We start from the raw sequence: 20,302 nt of genomic DNA on the forward strand, positions 1-20,302 counted from the left end.
TGAAAATAAAAAAGGCGGTCCAGAAACCGCCTTCTGTTATCGTCCTGCAATCATAAATCTGGAGGATTTTTTCCTTCTTCCATAAAGGCTTCGTCGATTCCTTCCACGTTACCTTCATGGTCACGCCCGGAAAACAGGTTCCAGCAGGTTATGAATAGTGCAGCAATCAGGGGGCCAATCACAAAGCCGTTAATGCCGTAGATCTCCATGCCGCCGAGAGTGGTAATCAAAATCAGATAGTCCGGCATTTTGGTGTCTTTACCTACCAGCAGCGGGCGCAGGATATTGTCCACCAGCCCAACGATAATCACGAAGAAGCCAACGATAAACAGCCCTTGCCATAGCTGGTGGGTGGCGAACAGGAATATTGCTGCAGGTACCCAGACGATCGCTGAGCCCACGGCAGGCACGAGCGAGAGAAACGCCATCAACGCCCCCCACAGAACGCTGCCGTCGATATCCACAATTGCAAACGCGATGCCGCCAAGAATACCCTGAACCAAAGCGACGACCGCCGTGCCCTTGACGGTTGCCCGCGTCACGCCGACGAATTTGGCAAACAGGTGCTGTTTGGCAAAATCAGAAAGGGGTAATGAGTCCAGAATCTGGCGCACCAGATACGGTCCATCCTTCAGTAAGAAGAACAGCAGATACAGCATGATGCCAAAACTGATAGCAAAGCCGAATGTCCCTTTCCCAATCAGAAATGCACTGCCAGCAAGGTACTGCCCGCCTTGCAGCACGACATCGGACAGTTTTTTCTGGATCTGCGCGACATCATCCAGATTGTGTTCTGCCAGAAATCCTCTGGCCCAATCAGGAAGGTACGAAAGAATAGAAGTGACGACTTCCGGGAACTGCGTGTCATTCTGTTGCAGTTTGGTGTACACCACGTTCAGTTCAATGGCCAGCGATGACAGGATTACCATCAGCGGGATAAAGACAATCAGACAGATAATGACGATGGTAATTAACGATGCCAGCCCGTTGCGTTCGCCAAGCGCGCTACGCAGTCTGTTTTTTACCGGGTTAAAGATAGTCGTTAATATCGCGGCCCACAAAATGGCGGAAAAGTAGGGGGACAATACATCGAAGAACGCCCAGGTCACGAGGGCAAGTATGAAAATGAAGAAACCTTTAGTCAGTCCGTTAAATCGCATTAGTGAACCCTGTAATGAGAAGCAGTCCCGACTATAGAACCGTTCAGGGGATTTACCAACTTTAGCTGCAGATATTTAGAATAAAGATGTTGCACTAAGGCTACATTCTTATTGTCCTTGCTTCACTGGCGGGAGAGCTATCCTCGCCTCAGTTCAAACTTAATCTTAGACATATACGAATTCCTTCTTTTCAACGATACTCTTATGCTATGAGTTCAAATAAGCAGCGTTATTACAGCTCTTCAGACAGATTCAATATCAACGTCGAATAATTTTTCGATATCCAAACTGCACCTTAATCAGTCCGGCGCATGGCAGACCGCCTCAATATTATGGCCATCAGGTGCAATGACAAATGCGGCATAGTAGTTTTCGCTATAGGAACGTAAGCCAGGTGCTCCGTTATCCTGGGCTCCCGTGCGCAAAGCAGCATTGTAAAATTCATCAACTTGCTGCCGGGTTTTTGCGACAAACGCCAGATGCAGAGGAGCCGGCTTGTCATTCGTCTGGAACAGACAAAGTGAAACATTATCGGAACCCATTTCAACACCGTAGCTTGGTGTGCCTTCATCGATGAGTTCTACGCCAAGCGGCTGAAGCGCGTTGAGAAAGAAAATTTTACTTTTTTCGTAATCACTTACACCGATTTTCACATGATCGAACATTCTTTATTCCTCATGAAGATATGAACAAATAAAGAGTATATAAAGAGATTGAAGTCGCATTCACGTAAGAACCTGTCAATGTGATGAACATCAATTTAGAGATCTATATATCTACAGTACCTGCCTTTGCTGTTTTAATTGGATTCTTTGATTGCCTGGTTTGTATCCCGCCTAAATATTCATTAGGAATGGCACGATTATGGGGGATACTTACACTTGCATCTATCAGTTCAACTCACAGCAGATAACTTACGCTATGATTTAATAGTGAAACCGTCATTTTTTCCCGAAAAGGGGCGTCAATTAACGAGGGGGGCGCTATGAACACTCAGCCTGTCATCGGGATTAGTGGATGTTTAACTGGTTCAGCCGTGCGATTCGACGGTGGGCATAAACGGATGGGGTTTGTGATGGACGAACTGGCTCAGTGGGTGACTTTCAAACCTGTCTGCCCAGAGATGTCCATCGGTTTGCCTGTACCACGTCCCGCGTTGCGTCTGGTTCAAACCGCCCAAGGGAATGTCCGCATCTGTTTTAGCCATGAGCCTGGTGAGGATGTAACCGATAAAATGTCCGATTTCACCAACTCATATCTTCAGGGACTTGGTGGCCTCTCGGGTTTTATCGTCTGTGCTAAATCACCGAGTTGCGGTATGGAAAGAGTGAGAATGTATGACGAGAAGGGAAATCGTGGGCGAAAAGAAGGGACTGGTCTGTTTACTGGCGCGTTAATGGAAACCTACCCGTGGTTGCCAGTCGAAGAAGATGGCCGCTTGCACGATCCAGTGCTGAGGGAGAACTTTGTCGAACGCGTGTTCGCATTGCATGAGCTTAACAGGTTGCGGGCCAATGGTCTTACTCGCCATGGCTTACTCAACTTTCACAGTCGCTATAAGCTCCAGCTTCTGGCTCATCACCAGGCCGGTTACCGGGAAATCGGCCCATTCGTTGCCTCGCTTCACCAGTGGGATGATTTGGAGGCTTTTTTTGTTGTCTATCGTGAAAAGCTCATGACGATCCTCAAAAAGCCCGCCTCACGGAAAAATCACACCAACGTACTGATGCATATCCAGGGCTACTTCCGCGAACAGTTGAACACCCGCCAGCGCGGAGAGTTACGTGACGTTATCCTCAACTATAGCGGTGGGCTGCTGCCAATATTGGCGCCTCTGACGCTACTCAAGCACTATCTGGCTGAATACCCAGACAGCTATCTGCTTACCCAGAACTATTTTGATCCTTATCCGAATGATTTAGCGCTACGGTTGATGATCAAATAGTCTGAGAGCGATTCAACCGTTTCTGATTTTCTCATCGATACAAGGCTGAGGTTTACCAAACAGATATCCTTGGGCGAAATCGCAGCCCAGCGCCTGAAGGCTTTTTAGTTGTTCCTGCGTTTCAACACCTTCAGCAACAGCCTTCATATTGAGGGATTTCGCCATGCCGGTGATCAGTTTGATGATATTAAGCGCATCTTCCTGTGTGGATATTGAATGGACAAACGACTTGTCTATTTTAATTTTATCGAAGGCAAGCCTGCTCAGGCGCGAAAGGGAAGAATATCCGGTACCAAAATCATCGATGGAGATTTTTACACCCATGGCTCTGAGTTTATTAAGTGTATTCATCGGCGTCGTACTCTCAGTGAAGAGAGAGGATTCTGTTACTTCCAGTTCAAGACGATCGGCTGGGAGTCCAGTTTCTTTCAGAATAGACAGTACGATACCGACAAAGGCTTTGCTGCTTAGCTGGACAGGAGAGACATTCACTGAAATTTTAGCCGGAACCGCCCAACAAGCCGCTTCCCGGCAGGCAATTTCAAGCACAGCTTTCCCCATCTCATTAATCATTCCGGTTTTTTCAGCAACAGGAATAAAGTTATCCGGCGACAGGAGGCCCTTTAGAGGATGGAGCCAACGAATTAGGGCTTCATAGCTATAAATTTCCTGGCTGAAGGAGTCAACAATGGGCTGATAATAAACCACGAATTCTTTGTTCACTATTGCCAATGCCATATCATGCTCAAGCGTTCTGCTTTCTTGTAGCTTTTCTAACATTCGTTGTCGGAAGACTTTTATCTTACCAGAGCCTTCACCTTTGGCTTCATAAAGGGCCAGATCGGCAAATTTATAAAGATAGTCGGAACGACGTTCAGTGTCTGAGATAACAATGCCAACACAGGTGGTTATGTTGATAATCGTGTTATAAATAGTGTAGGGCTGGCTGATAAATTCACATATTTTCTGGGCGCGCGAAACGGCGTGGCTTTCTGTCAGGCCGCTTGAGAGAAACGCAAATTCATCTCCACCCAGGCGATACAGCGTATCCGAGGTAAGGCTCATCGAAACCAGTCGGTCTGATATCTGGCGTAGCAACATATCACCGGCATCATGACCATACGTATCATTTACCTCTTTGAATCGATCTAAATCAAACAACATCACAGTCACAGAATCGTGATTTTTTTCTGCTCTCTCAATTGTGTTATTTAAATCGCTCCAGAATAGCTGACGGTTATTCATCTCGGTAAGAGAGTCATGGTAGACGTCATATTCTAGTTTAGCATTCTGCATTTGCAGTTTTTCTTTAGATTTCTGCAGTTCTTCGGCAAGACTCTTGACCTGCAGGTGCGCCCGTAGAATATTTCTGTTTTGATAGAAAATGAGCACGCCCAGAATCGCACTCAGTATTATCAGCAGCACAGAGGTTGCAGAATAAATATAGTACAGCGTCTGAATTTTTTGGTTGGCGTTATTGATCGAGTTAACATCTTTGTTTAACGCACCAGATGAAAGACGGCCCAGTGGCGCATCCAGAGTATGCATTTTTTTCAGATAAGCCTGGAGTGCTGAACGGTTCATTTTTTCTAGATTAACATCCAGAAAACTAAGGGTATTTTCAAGTTTTACCGCCAGTTCACGGTGAGCTATATTGCTTTCGATGTAGCGCCCCAGGTCACCTTCTTTTATCAAATCACTCTGGCTAAGCATAATGTCGAGGCGCATGCGTACATCATCGAGATTCATCGTATCATCGATAGTGTAAAGACCAAGCAACGATTCAAATCGATAATATTGTGATACCAGCTGAGCAGCAGACCAGGAATCGGTGTAGTGAGTCAGTTTCTGTAACTCTTGTTGCCGTTCATGCACGAGGAAAGAGATATACCCGGTAGATATAAAAAGAAAAAAGATGATGCCAGCCAGTATTCTGTTCATGATGTTCCTCTGAACGCTTACTCAATATCCATACTACTGACCTGCCATGCAGACCTTGAATAATAAATCTGATTATTCAATTCTGGCATGCTGTCATAGGGGTACACAATGAATAACGGGCCTTTGTCACGGATGCGCATATATTTTCCGTTGATTTTTAACGCAAGGATAGCATTGTATTTTTTGAAATCACTAAGAGGGATAACAGTGGTGTAGTCATTGAGTGCAGTGACCTTAACAACAGAGCCGTTCGCCCCGACATAATCCATGAGCTTTTGTAGCGGAATACCCGTAAAGGTAGTGCGCCCATTATACCAGGGGGAGGTGGTCTGGAAACTGACCATGCCCAGCTTCTCAAGGCTGGCGGTATCAAAAACGGCTTTCCCGTCTGCATTTGTATTTTCAATATTACCCGACAGCGTTAAAAGCACTTTACCGGTGGGCCTGGAAAGTTCACCTGCCCATAGCTGGGTGGAGAGTACAAAGCTTACCAACATGACCATTAATCGCATTCTTACCTCACCAATCAGCCGGATGTTAAAGAATTATAATTTAGATATCACGCTATTTATATATATTGCATGGGTATTATTGGCGTAATAACTTCAATAGTTTTTTAACTCTTTTAAATCAGTTAGTTAGTTGCTACCTGTTCTGCTGTGGTGCATTAAAATGCTAGGGAAGGTGCGAACAAGTTCCTGATATGAGATCATCATATTCATCCGGAGCGCATCCCAGAGGGACATCATGAGCCATCAACTCACCTTCGCCGATAGTGAATTCAGCACTAAGCGCCGTCAGACCCGAAAAGAGATTTTCCTCTCCCGCATGGAGCAGATTCTGCCATGGCAGAATATGACCGCTGTCATCGAGCCGTTTTATCCCAAGGCGGGCAATGGCCGACGGCCCTATCCGCTGGAGACCATGCTGCGTATTCACTGCATGCAGCATTGGTACAACCTGAGCGACGGTGCCATGGAAGATGCCCTGTACGAAATCGCCTCCATGCGCCTGTTTGCCCGATTATCCCTGGATAGCGCCCTGCCGGATCGCACCACCATCATGAATTTCCGCCACCTGCTCGAGCAGCATCAACTGGCCCGTCAATTGTTCAAGACCATCAATCGCTGGCTGGCCGAAGCAGGCGTCATGATGACCCAAGGCACTTTGGTGGATGCCACCATCATTGAGGCACCCAGCTCTACCAAGAACAAAGAGCAGCAACGCGATCCGGAGATGCATCAGACCAAGAAAGGCAATCAGTGGCACTTTGGCATGAAGGCCCACATTGGTGTCGATGCCAAGAGTGGCCTGACCCACAGCCTAGTCACCACCGCGGCCAACGAGCATGACCTCAATCAGCTGGGTAATCTGCTTCATGGAGAGGAGCAATTTGTCTCAGCCGATGCCGGCTACCAAGGAGCGCCACAGCGCGAGGAGCTGGCCGAGGTGGATGTGGACTGGCTGATCGCCGAGCGTCCCGGCAGGGTAAAAACCTTGAAGCAGCATCCGCGCAAGAACAAAACGGCCATCAACATCGAATACATGAAAGCCAGCATCCGTGCCAGGGTGGAGCACCCGTTTCGCATCATCAAGCGGCAGTTCGGCTTCGTGAAAGCCAGATACAAAGGGCTGCTGAAAAACGATAACCAACTGGCGATGTTATTCACCCTGGCCAACCTGTTTCGGGTGGACCAAATGATACGTCAGTGGGAGAGATCTCAGTAAAAACCGGAAATAACGCCAGAAATGGTGGAAAAAATAGCCTAAATAGGCTGATTCGATGTGTTTGCGGGAAAAAAATCGGCCCAGATCCGCGAAATTTTAATCAGCGAGTCAGCTTGGGAAGAAATGACCTGCTTATTCGCACCTTCCCTAGTGTGTTATTTGAGTAAAGCTAAATTTCACTATGTATGTACAAAAATAAATCATCTATTTACTCAGTGCCAATAAATGCGCACGAAAATAAAGGTTAATTTTTTTCACTGCAGCTGGATTTGGTTGTTTACTGGTGGGTAACTATATCGGGCACGAAGCCGCCTTTAGTGGAGCGGGAGCGCTTCGTGTCGGTAATCAAGGACAGAAATTCTCTACGTGGCAAGTGTGGTCTATCTGAACCCGTTTATTCACCCGCCTGAGCTGACTGGCGGGCATACAGATAGGCGGTGGCCCTCGATACGCCCAGATGCTGTGCAACCGTATCCATAGATTTGCGTACGTTCAGCAAACCGTCCTGGCGTAATTGTTGAATCAGCAGCTTACGGTCTTGAGGTTTAAGGGCTCGGGCCGTCGTCGCGCGTTTAGCGGCAAAGTCATCAATACGCTGGCGGATGACTTCATTACTGCCGGGATCGATATGTTCCTTAATGGGGGAATTTTCAGTTTCAGTAAAACGCGCAAGAGCACTCTGCATACCACGGAACAGCGTCATATCGACATTCAGGCAAAGTGCCGCTACGTATTTGCCGTCTTCGTCCTTGATGCCAATCGATGTACTTTTCACCGGGCGGCCATCGGCAAACTGATTACTGTAGTTCGCAATGATGCTGGGAAAGTCAGGTGATGCGATTCTCGCCAGGCCAAGCTCGGTTGCTGGCTGGCCGGGTTGACGTCCGGAAAGATTATTATGGATGGACAAAATGGCATGATCAGGATTTTTGAGGTCATGAACCACCACTTCGCAAAACGGAGAGAAGGTCTCACTCAATCCCCTGGCTATAGTATCAATTTGGCTGAGAAGCGAGTTATTGTCGGTTTTTGGCATGCCAGTCTCCTGCGGTGATGTCTGTTGCCATGATTGCGAGCAGTTTACAGTGACCTGGGAGCGTTTTTCCAGACGGGAGTGTACAGACAGTAAAAGTAGGGTATCTGCATGGCAGATACCCTGTTTATCATCCGGCCAGAAATTCACTGTAGCGACTGATATCCACATTTCCGCCGCTGATGATAATGCCGATTTTCTTGCCGCGAAGCTCAGCTTTACGCGCTCTGGCGGCAGCAAAACCCAGACACCCGGTCGGCTCAACGACGATTTTCATGCGTTCAGCGATAAATTTCATTGAGGCGATTAACTCAGCGTCTGAAACAGTCAGAATATCGTTCACGTTTTGCTTGATAATCTGAAACGTATAGTTCCCGAGATGTTGAGTCTGGGCACCGTCAGCAATGGTTTTGGGCGTATCGATATGAACTATTTTGCCGCTACGAAACGACTGTTGACCATCGTTACCCGCCTCAGGTTCGACACCATAGATGATGCAGTCAGGAGACAGATGTCTGGCCGCCAGGGCGGATCCTGAGAGCAGGCCGCCACCGCCCAGACACACGAAAAGGGCGTCTAACTGACCCACTTCTTCAATTAGCTCTTTTGTGGCGGTGCCCTGGCCTGCGATCACGTGCGGATGGTCGTAAGGGGGGATCAGCGTTAACCCCTGTTTCTCTGCCAGGTCCCGACCAATTTTTTCACGATCTTCAGTATAGCGATCGTAAGTTACCACTTTTCCGCCATAGCCTTTCGTCGCCGCAACTTTGGCCGCCGGGGCATCATGCGGCATGATAATTGTTGCTGGAATGCCTAACAACTTTGCCGACAAGGCAATGGCCTGTGCATGGTTGCCGGAAGAAAATGTCACGACGCCCGCAGCGCGTTGTTGTGGGGTGAACTGGCGTAGTGCATTCATAGCGCCGCGAAATTTGAAGGCGCCCATTCTCTGAAAGTTTTCGCACTTAAAGAAGACTTCCGCGCCAAATTCTTCGTTAACCGTTCGGGAGGTCATCACCGGCGTTTTGTTAGCATAATCTGCGATGCGCTCTGCCGCAGCGGCAACATCGTTATAATCAGGCAGTGTCATTTCAATCATTGTTGTTCACCTGTATGTTGTTAAACGTCACGCTTGCGGGGCCAACGCAATAGCTTCAACTTCCAGCGCAAAACCATAATGAAGTTCCGCAACACCTGCTACTGCACGGGATGGACGGAAATCGCCGATCCACTCTCCATAGATTTTGTTAAACGTCGGCCACTGGTTCATATCCGTCACATAGACGCGAACAGACACCAGATGCTGACGTGATGCCCCAGCACCAGCCAGACAAGCATCAATATTCTTGAGTACCAGCCGGGTTTGATCTTCAAAAGAGGCATCCGCTTTTTTCTCGCCGTCGAAAGTGACCGGCAATTGCCCGGAAATGAAGACGAATCCGCCAGCCGTTGTACTGTGCGAGTAATGACCTGCTGGCGGGAAGCTTCCAGCAGATGAGTTCAGTGTAATGTCCGCGGTCATATGAGAATCTCCAGTCGCAGTTTGTGATTCATTTTGTATAAAATAATACTGTTTGTATTATTTTATACTCCTTCATAGTGCGTTCGGCCAGCGATAGTTTTCGCTAACGCTGATTTTGTGAACTACTGCAAACGTGGCCCAGGCTAAATCACTGTCCTGGAGCGGTGACGGGGATATCGCTGTTGAAAGGGGAAAGCAAGGGGAAATGAAGAAACGCCCCGGGAGGGGGCGTCTAAGGCAAAAGTTTAGCTGATATGACCGTGGTTAATTTTACTTAGCGGTTCATTGATATCGAAGATTTTGAACGTTACTTCCTCCACACCCAGGTGCTTCAGGCGGGCGGTATGCTTTTTGATATAGGCCTGAGCGGTGTCTTCGTCCTGGAACAGGTAGATGCCTCCCGCTTCGTGATTTGCTTCGTTCTCGGTCCAGATTTTCCAGATGAACCCCGGCTCCTGGTTGATTGATTCGGCCAGTTCAACGAGCTGATTCGACATCTCAGCCCCAAACGGACCATGAAAATCAAAGTGTATCTGCACGAGTTTGTTCGACATAAATCCTCCATGGATTGGTTATTTTGGGTAAGGCTGCTAGCGCAACAGCACTTTACCGGTCAGATAAGTTATCGCCTGCCCACTGATATATACACGCGTTCCTGCTAACTGACAGCGTAAATCCCCGCCGCGTTCAGAGACCTGGCGTGCCAGCATCTGTGTTTTATTCAGTTTTCCAGCCCAGTAAGGGATCAGCATGCTATGTGCCGAGCCTGTGACCGGGTCTTCCGCGACGGCTTCGCCCGGGCAGAAGAAACGGCTGACAAAATCGTATTCCCCGTCACCCGGCGCGGTGATGCATACCATTTTCCCCAGCGGAATCATGGCGTGGATGTTTGGGCGCACAGCCTCAACCTGCTGTTGATTTTCCAGCACCACCATGTAATCGCGTGCCACACGCATCTCTTTGTATTCGGTGATGCCTAATGTTTCCAGCAGTAAAGCGGGCGGCACGGCAGATTCGCTTTGCCAGGCTGGAAAATCAAGCGTCAGCCATTCACCGCAGCGCGTGACCGTCAGCGGTCCCACAAAGCGGGTAGCAAATTGGATTTTGGTATCCGGGTAATCCAGATGTTCAAAGATGACATGCGCGGCGGCAAGCGTGGCATGCCCACACAGATTAATTTCACCCTGAGTGGTAAACCAACGCAGCTCAAAGCCATTCTCATTGGCGACAAAAAAAGCGGTTTCTGACTGGTTATGCTGCTGCGCCATCTTTAATAATGTTTCATCGGGCAACCAGTCCGTGAGCGGACAGACTGCTGCGGCATTACCGCCAAATGTCGTGGTGGTAAAGGCATCCACCATGTAAAAATCGATTTGTTGCACAGAGTAACCCTCTCATCGCACTCAGGATAAATCACAATCTACCATGCCAGCCATTGGGTCAATGCTCAGATTCGCCACTGTGGTGAAAATTCGTTATCATCCGTTCCCACACCTCATTCTGGCCGCCTGATGTCTACGATCTTCGATACCTTTATTGCCCCGCCTTGCCATGACGAGATAGAGACCCTCTATCAGGACGAGCATCTGGTGCTCATCAATAAACCCAGCGGGTTGCTTAGCCTGTCGGGCAAAAATCCGCAGAATCTCGATTCGGTACATCACCGGCTGGTACAGATTTACCCTGGCTGCACGCTGGTACATCGGCTTGATTTCGGCACCTCTGGGCTGATGGTGGTCGCTCGTAACAAGGCTATTAACGCCGCGCTTTGCCAGCAGTTCAGCCAGCGGACGATCACTAAGGTGTACAGTGCGCTGTTATGCGGGCATCTGGAAAACGACGAAGGGGTTATCGACGCCGCAATTGCCAAAGACCCGGCGCTGTTTCCATTGATGTCGATTTGTGCTCTCAACGGCAAACCCGCGCGCTCGCGCTATCAGGTTGTCGAGCGTTTTTATCATCGTCAGGAAGAGGGGACGTTGCTCCCCTTGACGCGGGTACAACTGACCCCTGAAACCGGGCGCACCCATCAACTACGGATCCATTGTCAGCAGTTGGGACATCCTATTTTGGGGTGCGATCTGTACGGTGGACGTCTGCTGCCGGGGACTGAACAAACGCCACGGCTGATGCTGCATGCCAGTGAACTGCATTTCAGGCATCCCATTAGTGAAGCGTGGATGAACGCCAAAAACGCCAGCCCGTTTTGAGGCGAAAAAAAGCCGCCTGGTGGCGGCTTTTATGAGGTTATCGCGCAGCGCGTTGTAAAATAACCGCTGACGGCTGGCGTTGTAGAAACCGCATCCGCAGCATCATCAGTATCGCCGCAGAGGTCAGGCCGATAATAAAGCCCATCCAGAATCCCGCCGGTCCCATCCGGTCAACTACCAGATCGGTAAGCGCCAGAATATAACCGCTCGGCAGGCCCAGCACCCAGTATGCCGTAAAGGTAATAAAGAAAATGGAACGCGTATCTTTATAACCACGCAGGATCCCGCTGCCAATAACCTGGATAGAGTCCGAAATTTGATACACAGCGGCCAGTAACATGAGCTGAGCCGCCAGGGCGACAACTTCCGGGTTATTGTTATAGAGCAGGGCAATATGCTCGCGGAATGTCACGGTGAAAATCGCTGTTACGACCGCCATACACACACCAACACCCAGACCCGTTCTGGCTGCGGTTTGCGCATCCAGCGTGGAACCCTGGCCCAGACGATAACCGACACGAATGGTGACGGCGGCAGCCAGAGACATTGGCAGGACGAACATTAACGAGCTGAAGTTCAGTGCGATCTGATGTCCGGCTACGTCGACAATCCCCAGTGGAGAAACCAGCAGCGCGACCACCGCAAACAACGTCACTTCGAAAAATAACGCCAGCGCGATAGGTAAACCCAGCTGTACCAGACGCTTCATTACTGCGGTGTCAGGTTTCTGGAAACCACGCTCATTACGGATATCGCGCATTGAACGCGCACGTTTGATGTAAGAGAGCATGGCGATAAACATCACCCAGTAAACCGCTGCTGTTGCCACACCACAACCCACGCCACCCAGTTCCGGCATGCCTAAATGCCCATAGATGAAAACATAGTTAACCGGAATGTTCACCAGCAGGCCGAGAAATCCCATCACCATCGCCGGTTTAGTCTTGGCTAATCCTTCGCACTGGTTACGGGCTACCTGGAAGAACAGATAACCCGGTGCGCCCCACAGCAGGGCACGCAGGTAGCCAACGGCTTTATCTGCCAGCGCCGGGTCGATGTTATGCATGGAGCGAATAATGTACCCCGCGTTCCATAGCACAACCATAATCAGCACGGAGACGCTGCCCGCCAGCCAGAATCCCTGACGTATTTGATGGGCGATACGGTCGCGGCGTCCGGAACCATTGAGTTGCGCAATTACCGGCGTCAACGCCAGCAGTAGTCCGTGACCAAACAGAATGGCCGGTAGCCAGATGGACGTACCAATGGCGACTGCCGCCATATCCGTCGCGCTGTATCCGCCCGCCATGACGGTATCAACGAATCCCATTGCGGTTTGAGCGATTTGCGCAAGAATCACCGGAATTGCCAGAGCTAATAACTGACGCGCTTCACTTACATACTTTTGCACGTGTACACCACTATATTGTTGTTATTTGAGAGACTAAAAAAGCCGCCTTATATGGCAGCAAGGAGAAAAAGCAGGGGAAATTTCAGTCTATTGTAGCGAGGAATACGTAATTCTCCAGTGAAAAAACAGGCGCTGGTGGCGCATTGCTGGCAACCTGAATTTCCACCTGCTATTGTGCTGTGCAGAGATGTCTTAATTGAGTTCAGGAGTAGGAAGTATGTTTACGGGTATTGTGCAGGGCACCGCAAAATTGGTGTCCATTGATGAAAAACCGAATTTTCGTACGCATGTTGTGGAGTTGCCTGAATATATGCTGGATGCGCTGGAGACCGGCGCATCGGTTGCCCACAATGGATGCTGCCTGACGGTCACCGAAATTAACGGTAACCAGATAAGCTTCGACCTGATGAAAGAAACGCTGCGTATCACCAACCTGGGCGATCTGAAGGTTGGAGATTTGGTTAACGTTGAACGTGCGGCAAAATTCAGTGATGAGATTGGCGGACATTTAATGTCGGGCCATATTATGACCACTGCCGAAGTGTCGAAAATTCTGACCTCGGAGAATAACCGTCAGGTGTGGTTTAAAGTCCAGGATCCGTCGCTGATGAAATATATCCTGTACAAAGGATTTATTGGTATTGACGGTATCAGTCTGACGGTCGGTGAAGTGACGCCGACGCGTTTCTGTGTGCATTTGATTCCGGAAACGCTGGAGCGTACGACGCTTGGCAAGAAAAAGCTGGGCGCACGGGTTAATATCGAAATCGATCCCCAAACGCAGGCGGTGGTTGATACCGTTGAGCGTGTCCTGGCGGCGCGTGAAAGCGCCATCAGCAACATAACGGGCGAAGCGGGAGCCTAAGCCTGAGAGTAAAGCCCCCGTTGCTACGGGGGCGAAAACGATTAGCGGGGAACGCGCAGACCGTGTTCAACACCGCGGGAAAAGACCACCTGCCATAGCTGAATATCTCGAGCACGAAACGCCCCGGCGCAGGCGTTCAGATAATAGCTGAACATCCGCTTGAAACGTTCGGTGTAGTTATCGGCGATTTCAGGCCAGGAGCTCATGAAACGCTCGTGCCATGCCATCAGCGTCGTGTCGTAATCCGCGCCAAAATTATGCCAGTCCTCCATCACAAAATGTGGTTCGCTGGCGTTGGCAATCTGGCGAACTGACGGCAAACACCCGTTTGGGAAGATATACTTATTGATCCACGGATCAACGTTATTGTCGGTCTTTTTGGAGCCGATGCTATGCAGTAAAAAGAGACCATCCGGTTTTAAATTACGATCGACCACCTCAAAATAGGTGGCGTAGTTCTTCGGTCCAACATGTTCAAACATGCCGACGGAGACAATGCGGTCGAATTTGTCGTTCAGGTCGCGATAATCCTGCAGCAAAATGGTGACATCCAGCCCAGCGCAACGTTCCTGTGCCATTTTCTGCTGTTCTGCCGAAATGGTCACACCCACCACGCTCACGCCATATTGCGATGCCATAAACTGGGATAAACCACCCCAGCCACAGCCAATATCAAGCACCCGCATTCCTGGCTTCAGTTGCAATTTTTCAGCAATCATTTTGAGCTTCGCCTGCTGGGCAGATTCCAGAGTGTTGGCATCTTTCCAGTAGGCGCAGGAATACTGCATATAGGGGTCAAGCATGCGGATAAAGAGATCGTTGCCCAAATCGTAATGTTCTTTGCCGACCATCCACGCACGTTTTTTGGTCTGTAAATTGAACAGGCGAGCCGTGGCGATACGTAGCGTATCTTTAAAGTGGCGGGGGAGTTGGTTTTCAAGACCGGCGCGCAAGACTTTACTAAAAAACATGTCCAGCCGGTCGCATTCCCACCAGCCATCCATATAACTTTCACCCAACCCTAACGATCCTTCCTGCAATACGCGTTTGAAAAAATCGGGGTTCTTTACTCGAATATCAGCCGGTGCATTGCCATTAATGGCAATGCCTGCACGGCTCAATAATTCATTAGTAATGCGGTACCAGTCATCATCCGGTACGCTGACGTCTTCTATACATGATGAACTCATAGCTTCTCCATCACTGGTCGGTGATCAGAACCTTAAAACAGCGTAGACGCTTTTTTGGGCTTTGTGAGAAATCTCACGGAATTAATCCGCGAATCTATAATCCGACGTAGAACAGAGGAAGGGAGAAACCCTTGCCGAAAAGGCCATCCGTGGTAAAACGGGAACGTTCTTGTCCCCGTTAACGCATTAAAATTATCGTTTTTTTAACAACTGAAAATCAGTATATGCCTGAATTTTTGACGATTCAACCAATAATTGTTAGCGGGCTAACTAAATGCCCGCAACCATTATTAGTGCGACTCTCCGTGGGCAACTTGCGCACGATCATCTGTTTGCGGGGCGTCAGTTTTATGCGACTGCATTTTGTAACCCACAGCAGCCAGCAATACTGTTGTCAGCATAACGCTGGTGGTGGTGAGCAGTGGGGTGGCAATCAACCAGGAAACGACAAGGCTTGCCAGGAAGCATAAACCCAGTTGCAGCGTATTCTGCAATGCGGCTGCGCGTCCCGTGGCCTGTGGGAAAGGGCGTAATGCCTGCGCGACAACGATAGGGTAGATTGCGCCGTTCGCAATCGCCATAACGCAGAATGGGATCAGGATTTCAGCCAATGCAACATGATGAATAAAGCCGGTCGCCCAGGTGCCTACAACGCTGAAGGCATACAGAATGAGTAACCAGGGCAGCAGCTGACGACCCTGCCATTTTTGCAGCGCTGCACGACAGCCGTAACCACCAATTAAGAAGGCGATAGTTTGCGGAACATAGCTCAGACCAATTACCGCTGGGCTATAACCCATTTCGCTGAGGATGAACGGGGAACCCGTCAGCCATGCGAAAAAGCTCGCGGAACAGGCGGCATAAATCAGCACGTTTCCACGGTAAGTTTTCGAGCGCAGCAAGGTGGCGAAAGTCAGTTTATCCTGGCTGTCATCGCGCGCTTTAGCCGTTGGCTTTAGACGCAGAGCCGGAAGCATCAGAATCAGAGTAATGGCAAACAGAGTTGCAAAAATGGCCTGCCAGGAAAAATGTACCAGGATCCAACTGCCTAAAAGCGGGGCGAGTGCAGGAGATAACCCGACCAGCGGCATAATAGTGGCAAAGATGCGGTTTACTTTTTGTGAAGGATAATAATCGGTAACCAGCGCTTGCCAGATAACCGATGCCGCACAGACGCCAACGGCCTGAACAAATCGCAGTACCAGCAGACCAGTGGCGTTTTCAACCCATAGCATGCCCAGACTGCCCAGTGCGAAGATAGATAAACCCAGCAGCAAAATAGGCTTGCGACCATAGTGGTCAGAAAGCGGCCCCCACAGCAGTTGCGCGACGGCAAACCCCGCTAAGAACAAGCTCAGGCTGGCGCTGACGGCAGATGCAGGTGTTTGCAGATCGGACTGAATAGCAGCAAAGGCGGGTAGATACATATCCGTTGCCAGAAAACCGAGCACGCTAAGACCTGCCAGCCAGACTAAAAACCCTTTCCCAGGTTGCATCATCATTTCTCTTTTTTAGCAGTAGAACAATGCCGCTGAGTGTAGTGAGTGTAATTCTCGCTGTGAAACGCTAATATTTGCTTACTGATTTCAAATTTTTTGCAGGCAGAATATGTGGTCGGAATATTCACTTGAAGTGGTTGATGCGGTTGCGCGTAACGGCAGTTTTAGTTCGGCCGCGCAGGAGCTGCACCGTGTACCTTCGGCAGTAAGCTACACCGTACGCCAGCTGGAAGAATGGCTGGCGGTGCCACTTTTTGAGCGACGCCATCGGGATGTGGAATTAACGCCTGCCGGGGCATGGTTTTTAAAAGAAGGCCGCTCTGTTATCAAAAAAATGCAGATCACGCGCCAACAATGTCAGCAAATTGCCAACGGCTGGCGCGGACAGCTGGCGATCGCCGTCGATAACATTGTCCGCCCGGATCGTACCCGACAGATGATCGTGGATTTCTACCGTCACTTTGATGATGTGGAGTTGTTAGTTTTTCAGGAAGTGTTTAACGGCGTGTGGGACGCACTGTCTGATGGGCGTGTGGAGCTGGCCATCGGGGCCACACAGGCCATTCCGGTCGGGGGGCGCTATACCTTCCGCGATATGGGAATGCTGAGCTGGAGCTGCGTGGTAGCCAGCCATCATCCACTAGCGTCAATGCCTGGACCGTTAAGTGATGACACGTTGCGCAACTGGCCGTCACTGGTGCGCGAAGATACCTCCCGAACATTGCCGAAGCGTATTACCTGGCTGCTGGACAACCAAAAGCGCGTCGTCGTGCCGGACTGGGAATCTTCTGCGACCTGTTTGTCCGCGGGATTGTGCGTGGGCATGGTACCGACGCATTTTGCCAAGCCGTGGATCGATAGCGGTAAATGGGTTGCGCTGCAACTGGAGAACCCTTTTCCTGATGCCGCATGCTGCCTGACATGGCAGCAGAACGATACGTCACCGGCATTGAGTTGGCTGCTGGACTATTTAGGAGATAGTGAAACGTTGAACAAGGAATGGCTGCGGGAGCCAGATGAGACTCCCGCACAACAAGCTTAACGGCGGTAATCGCGGAACGGACCGTCGGCAACGGAGCGACGCTCAACCAGGCGCGGATGCACCTCGATAGACTGTGACTCTTCACGTTTATTCACGATACGGTCTAACAGCATGTTGAATGCCGTTTCACCCAGTGAATCCTTCGGCTGGTGAATGGTCGTCAAGGCCGGCGTGAAGAAGCGGGCGTTGCGCACGTTGTCGTAGCCGATGAGTGAGACATCCTGCGGTACGCGCAGTCCCATTTCGTCAGCGGCGCACAGCGCACCCATTGCCATAATATCGCCACCGCAGAAGACCGCGGTCGGACGATGAGACTGCGACAGAATTTGCTGCATGGCGCGGTAGCCGGATTCAGGCTCAAAATCGCCCTGGACAATCCAGTTTTCAGGCACTTTAATCAGCGCTTCTTCCATCGCTTTCATAAAGCCAGCCAGACGCCCGGCCCCGGTGTTACGTTCCATTGGGCCAGGGATCACGCCAATCTCACGATGACCGCGTTCTACCAGATACCGGCCCGCCATGTAACCGCCTTCGAAGGCGTTATCAATTACCGTGTCGGTAAAGTCGGCTTTTGCTTCGCCCCAGTCCATGACAACCATCGGGATATGGCGATACTCTTCGAGCATCGAAAGCAGCGACTCCGGATACTCAGAACACATCACCAGCAGACCATCAACGCGCTTTTGCGCCATCATCGACAGATAAGCCTGCTGTTTTTCGAGACTGTTCCATGCGTTACCCAGGATCAGGGTATAGCCTTTCTGGAAACAGTTTTTCTCAACGGCTTCGATAATTTCGGCGAAATAGGCCGCTTCGCTGCTGGTCGCCAGCAAGCCGATAGACTTGGTGTGATTTACCTTCAGGCTGCGGGCAACTGCGCTCGGAGAATAGTGCAGTTCTTTGATTGCTGCCCAGACAGCATTACGTGTTTCTTCCGCGACAAAGCGCGTCTTGTTAATTACGTGTGATACGGTTGTAGTGGAAACGTTTGCTCGCTTCGCTACATCTTTAATTGTTGCCATTACATCTCACTCCAGACCATATCCTAAGCTCCTGAGAATACTCCAGGTAAACGTTTGCCTTTACACACCCTTATCGCAACGTAAGGGTTGCGGCACGCCGGGAAAACGACACGGAACGTCAGGAAGGGGTCAATGGCCGGTACGCTAATCAAGTAAGCGTGGAATTTTGTCTGATCTTAACGAAAAGGGGAAGAGTTAAAAGCAGTTATCAATATAAATCGTGAGAGATTTTTGCTTTCAAGTGTGTAAAAATGCGCAATATCACTTTTTGTGTGGGAATAAAAAGGAGAAAACTTGATGAGCACCGATCTGAAATTTTCGTTAGTGACTACCATTATTGTTCTGGGTTTGATCGTCGCGGGTGGTCTGACCGCAGCGCTGCATTGATTTCCCCGAGGGAGTTAGCTCTCCCTCATCCCTTCGACTCGTTTTTCCCCTCTATTGTTTGCGAATAAGCAAAAGTCTTTTGCAGTTTTGTTAACTTTATTAATTTTGCGATCAATGTCATGCTTTTGACTCTTATTTATGTCGTGCCGCGGCTCGACGATACGGAGTCGAAATATGAAAATCAATTACCCTTTACTGGCGCTGGCAATCGGGGCGTTTGGTATTGGCACCACCGAGTTTTCGCCAATGGGGTTATTGCCCGTCATTGCCAAAGGTGTGGACGTCTCGATTCCGGCGGCTGGCATGCTGATCAGCGCTTATGCGGTAGGTGTGATGGTAGGTGCACCGCTGATGACATTGCTGCTGTCTCATCGTGCGCGACGTAATGCTTTGATATTCCTGATGGCGATTTTCACGCTGGGTAATGTGCTTTCGGCTATCTCGCCGGATTACACCACGCTGATGCTATCGCGTATTTTGACCAGTCTTAATCATGGAGCCTTTTTTGGTCTCGGTTCTGTGGTTGCAGCCAGTGTGGTACCTAAACATAAGCAGGCCAGCGCTGTGGCAACGATGTTTATGGGGTTAACCATCGCCAATATTGGCGGCGTTCCGGCGGCGACCTGGCTTGGTGAAACCATCGGCTGGCGCATGTCGTTTATGGCCACTGCGGGGCTGGGTGTCATTGCGATGGTCAGCCTGTTCTTCTCATTACCCAAGGGTGGAGCAGGAGAGCGCCCGGATGTCCGTAGCGAACTGGCGGTACTTATGCGCCCACAGGTGCTGTCGGCGTTACTGACTACCGTACTGGGTGCTGGGGCGATGTTCACGCTGTATACCTACATCTCGCCGGTTCTGCATACTATCACTCATGCTACACCGGCATTTGTTACCGGCATGCTGGTGTTGATAGGCGTTGGCTTCTCGATCGGTAACTATTTTGGCGGCAAACTGGCTGACCGTTCAGTCAACGGTACGCTGAAAGGCTTTTTGCTGCTGCTGATGGTTATTATGCTGGCCATTCCTTTCCTTGCGCGTAATGAGCTGGGAGCGGCGGTCAGTATGGTGGTCTGGGGCGCGGCGACGTTTGCGGTCGTTCCACCGTTGCAGATGCGTGTGATGCGCGTTGCCAGCGAAGCACCTGGATTATCATCGTCAGTCAATATTGGCGCGTTTAATCTGGGGAACGCTCTGGGGGCTGCGGCCGGTGGGGCGGTAATATCTGGCGGCCTGGGCTACAGTTTTGTGCCGGTAATGGGGGCGATTGTGGCGGGTCTTGCGCTGCTGCTGGTGTTCATTTCCGCAAGAAGACAGCCTGAAGAGGCTTTCACTACCGCGAATTAATGC

The 20,302-nt window shown here is 50.1% G+C and carries 21 protein-coding genes; 8 read left to right on the forward strand and 13 right to left on the reverse strand.

Annotated elements, in window-relative coordinates:
- Positions 1 to 50: 50 nt before the first annotated feature.
- Positions 51 to 1,160, reverse strand: coding sequence for an AI-2E family transporter (locus C2U43_RS11245; protein ID WP_003832733.1), 1,110 nt, complete (start codon positions 1,158 to 1,160; stop codon positions 51 to 53).
- Positions 1,161 to 1,459: 299 nt separating this feature from the next.
- Positions 1,460 to 1,825 (reverse strand): VOC family protein, encoded by a 366-nt coding sequence (locus tag C2U43_RS11250; protein ID WP_103285139.1) that lies wholly within the window; start codon positions 1,823 to 1,825, stop codon positions 1,460 to 1,462.
- A gap of 320 nt (positions 1,826 to 2,145) precedes the next feature.
- Here C2U43_RS11250 and C2U43_RS11255 point away from each other — a divergent pair, with 320 nt between their 5' ends.
- Positions 2,146 to 3,105: a YbgA family protein gene (locus C2U43_RS11255; RefSeq protein WP_103285140.1), complete on the forward strand. Its 960-nt coding sequence runs from the start codon at positions 2,146 to 2,148 to the stop codon at positions 3,103 to 3,105.
- Between the two features lie 12 nt (positions 3,106 to 3,117).
- On the opposite strand, the gene C2U43_RS11260 is transcribed toward C2U43_RS11255, so the two are convergent.
- Positions 3,118 to 5,046, reverse strand: coding sequence for a putative bifunctional diguanylate cyclase/phosphodiesterase (locus C2U43_RS11260; RefSeq protein WP_103285141.1), 1,929 nt, complete (start codon positions 5,044 to 5,046; stop codon positions 3,118 to 3,120).
- Positions 5,047 to 5,063: 17 nt separating this feature from the next.
- The gene (locus C2U43_RS11265) at positions 5,064 to 5,558 is read right to left on the reverse strand and encodes a molybdopterin-dependent oxidoreductase (RefSeq protein ID WP_003832739.1); all 495 of its coding nucleotides are present in this window, start codon (positions 5,556 to 5,558) and stop codon (positions 5,064 to 5,066) included.
- A gap of 235 nt (positions 5,559 to 5,793) precedes the next feature.
- Between C2U43_RS11265 and C2U43_RS11270 the strand changes: the two genes are divergently transcribed.
- Complete coding sequence (locus tag C2U43_RS11270; RefSeq protein ID WP_000019450.1) at positions 5,794 to 6,774, forward strand: IS5-like element ISKpn26 family transposase; 981 nt, start codon at positions 5,794 to 5,796, stop codon at positions 6,772 to 6,774.
- Entirely contained in the window at positions 6,756 to 6,941 is a 186-nt protein-coding gene (locus C2U43_RS30050; RefSeq protein WP_327004355.1) for a hypothetical protein, read from the forward strand. Before C2U43_RS11270 ends, C2U43_RS30050 begins: the two co-directional genes overlap by 19 nt.
- Positions 6,942 to 7,168: 227 nt before the next feature.
- Here C2U43_RS30050 and C2U43_RS11280 read toward each other — a convergent pair whose 3' ends face one another.
- The 5 genes from C2U43_RS11280 to C2U43_RS11300 all read right to left on the reverse strand — a co-directional run bounded on the left by C2U43_RS11280 (position 7,169) and on the right by C2U43_RS11300 (position 10,711).
- Positions 7,169 to 7,810, reverse strand: coding sequence for a helix-turn-helix transcriptional regulator (locus tag C2U43_RS11280; RefSeq protein ID WP_048235444.1), 642 nt, complete (start codon positions 7,808 to 7,810; stop codon positions 7,169 to 7,171).
- Between the two features lie 127 nt (positions 7,811 to 7,937).
- Positions 7,938 to 8,906 (reverse strand): threo-3-hydroxy-L-aspartate ammonia-lyase, encoded by a 969-nt coding sequence (locus C2U43_RS11285; RefSeq protein ID WP_103285142.1) that lies wholly within the window; start codon positions 8,904 to 8,906, stop codon positions 7,938 to 7,940.
- Between the two features lie 27 nt (positions 8,907 to 8,933).
- Complete coding sequence (locus tag C2U43_RS11290; RefSeq protein ID WP_003832744.1) at positions 8,934 to 9,329, reverse strand: RidA family protein; 396 nt, start codon at positions 9,327 to 9,329, stop codon at positions 8,934 to 8,936.
- 245 nt (positions 9,330 to 9,574) lie between these two features.
- On the reverse strand, positions 9,575 to 9,883 hold the full coding sequence (locus C2U43_RS11295; RefSeq protein WP_057067232.1) for a monooxygenase: 309 nt from the start codon (positions 9,881 to 9,883) through the stop codon (positions 9,575 to 9,577).
- A 36-nt stretch (positions 9,884 to 9,919) separates the two neighbouring features.
- Positions 9,920 to 10,711: a PhzF family phenazine biosynthesis protein gene (locus tag C2U43_RS11300; RefSeq protein WP_103285143.1), complete on the reverse strand. Its 792-nt coding sequence runs from the start codon at positions 10,709 to 10,711 to the stop codon at positions 9,920 to 9,922.
- 129 nt (positions 10,712 to 10,840) lie between these two features.
- Between C2U43_RS11300 and C2U43_RS11305 the strand changes: the two genes are divergently transcribed.
- Positions 10,841 to 11,539, forward strand: coding sequence for an RluA family pseudouridine synthase (locus C2U43_RS11305; protein ID WP_057067234.1), 699 nt, complete (start codon positions 10,841 to 10,843; stop codon positions 11,537 to 11,539).
- A 37-nt stretch (positions 11,540 to 11,576) separates the two neighbouring features.
- Here the strand turns inward: C2U43_RS11305 and mdtK are convergent, their stop codons facing one another.
- Positions 11,577 to 12,950 carry a multidrug efflux MATE transporter MdtK gene (gene mdtK / locus C2U43_RS11310; RefSeq protein WP_008784661.1) on the reverse strand — a complete coding sequence of 458 codons (1,374 nt, stop codon included), beginning with the start codon at positions 12,948 to 12,950 and terminating at the stop codon, positions 11,577 to 11,579.
- A gap of 217 nt (positions 12,951 to 13,167) precedes the next feature.
- Here mdtK and C2U43_RS11315 point away from each other — a divergent pair, with 217 nt between their 5' ends.
- Positions 13,168 to 13,815, forward strand: a complete 648-nt coding sequence (locus C2U43_RS11315; protein WP_003832752.1) for a riboflavin synthase — start codon at positions 13,168 to 13,170, stop codon at positions 13,813 to 13,815.
- 41 nt (positions 13,816 to 13,856) lie between these two features.
- Here the strand turns inward: C2U43_RS11315 and cfa are convergent, their stop codons facing one another.
- On the reverse strand, positions 13,857 to 15,005 hold the full coding sequence (cfa, locus tag C2U43_RS11320) for a cyclopropane fatty acyl phospholipid synthase (protein WP_103285144.1): 1,149 nt from the start codon (positions 15,003 to 15,005) through the stop codon (positions 13,857 to 13,859).
- A 290-nt stretch (positions 15,006 to 15,295) separates the two neighbouring features.
- The gene (gene punC / locus C2U43_RS11325) at positions 15,296 to 16,501 is read right to left on the reverse strand and encodes a purine nucleoside transporter PunC (protein ID WP_103285145.1); all 1,206 of its coding nucleotides are present in this window, start codon (positions 16,499 to 16,501) and stop codon (positions 15,296 to 15,298) included.
- Positions 16,502 to 16,613: 112 nt separating this feature from the next.
- Here punC and punR point away from each other — a divergent pair, with 112 nt between their 5' ends.
- A complete protein-coding gene (gene punR, locus C2U43_RS11330; protein WP_003029215.1) occupies positions 16,614 to 17,546 on the forward strand; it encodes a DNA-binding transcriptional activator PunR in 933 nt (310 codons plus the stop codon).
- Here the strand turns inward: punR and purR are convergent.
- Entirely contained in the window at positions 17,543 to 18,568 is a 1,026-nt protein-coding gene (purR, locus tag C2U43_RS11335; RefSeq protein ID WP_003832757.1) for an HTH-type transcriptional repressor PurR, read from the reverse strand. The genes punR and purR overlap by 4 nt on opposite strands.
- Before the next feature lie 297 nt (positions 18,569 to 18,865).
- Between purR and cydH the strand changes: the two genes are divergently transcribed.
- Both cydH and C2U43_RS11350 read left to right on the forward strand, forming a co-directional pair.
- Positions 18,866 to 18,955 carry a cytochrome bd-I accessory subunit CydH gene (gene cydH / locus C2U43_RS11345; protein ID WP_003029209.1) on the forward strand — a complete coding sequence of 30 codons (90 nt, stop codon included), beginning with the start codon at positions 18,866 to 18,868 and terminating at the stop codon, positions 18,953 to 18,955.
- A gap of 174 nt (positions 18,956 to 19,129) precedes the next feature.
- On the forward strand, positions 19,130 to 20,299 hold the full coding sequence (locus C2U43_RS11350; protein WP_008784665.1) for an MFS transporter: 1,170 nt from the start codon (positions 19,130 to 19,132) through the stop codon (positions 20,297 to 20,299).
- Positions 20,300 to 20,302 lie beyond the last annotated feature (3 nt).

Origin of the sequence: Citrobacter freundii complex sp. CFNIH9 (assembly GCF_002903305.1) — a bacterium.
GTDB classification, from domain to species: domain Bacteria; phylum Pseudomonadota; class Gammaproteobacteria; order Enterobacterales; family Enterobacteriaceae; genus Citrobacter; species Citrobacter portucalensis.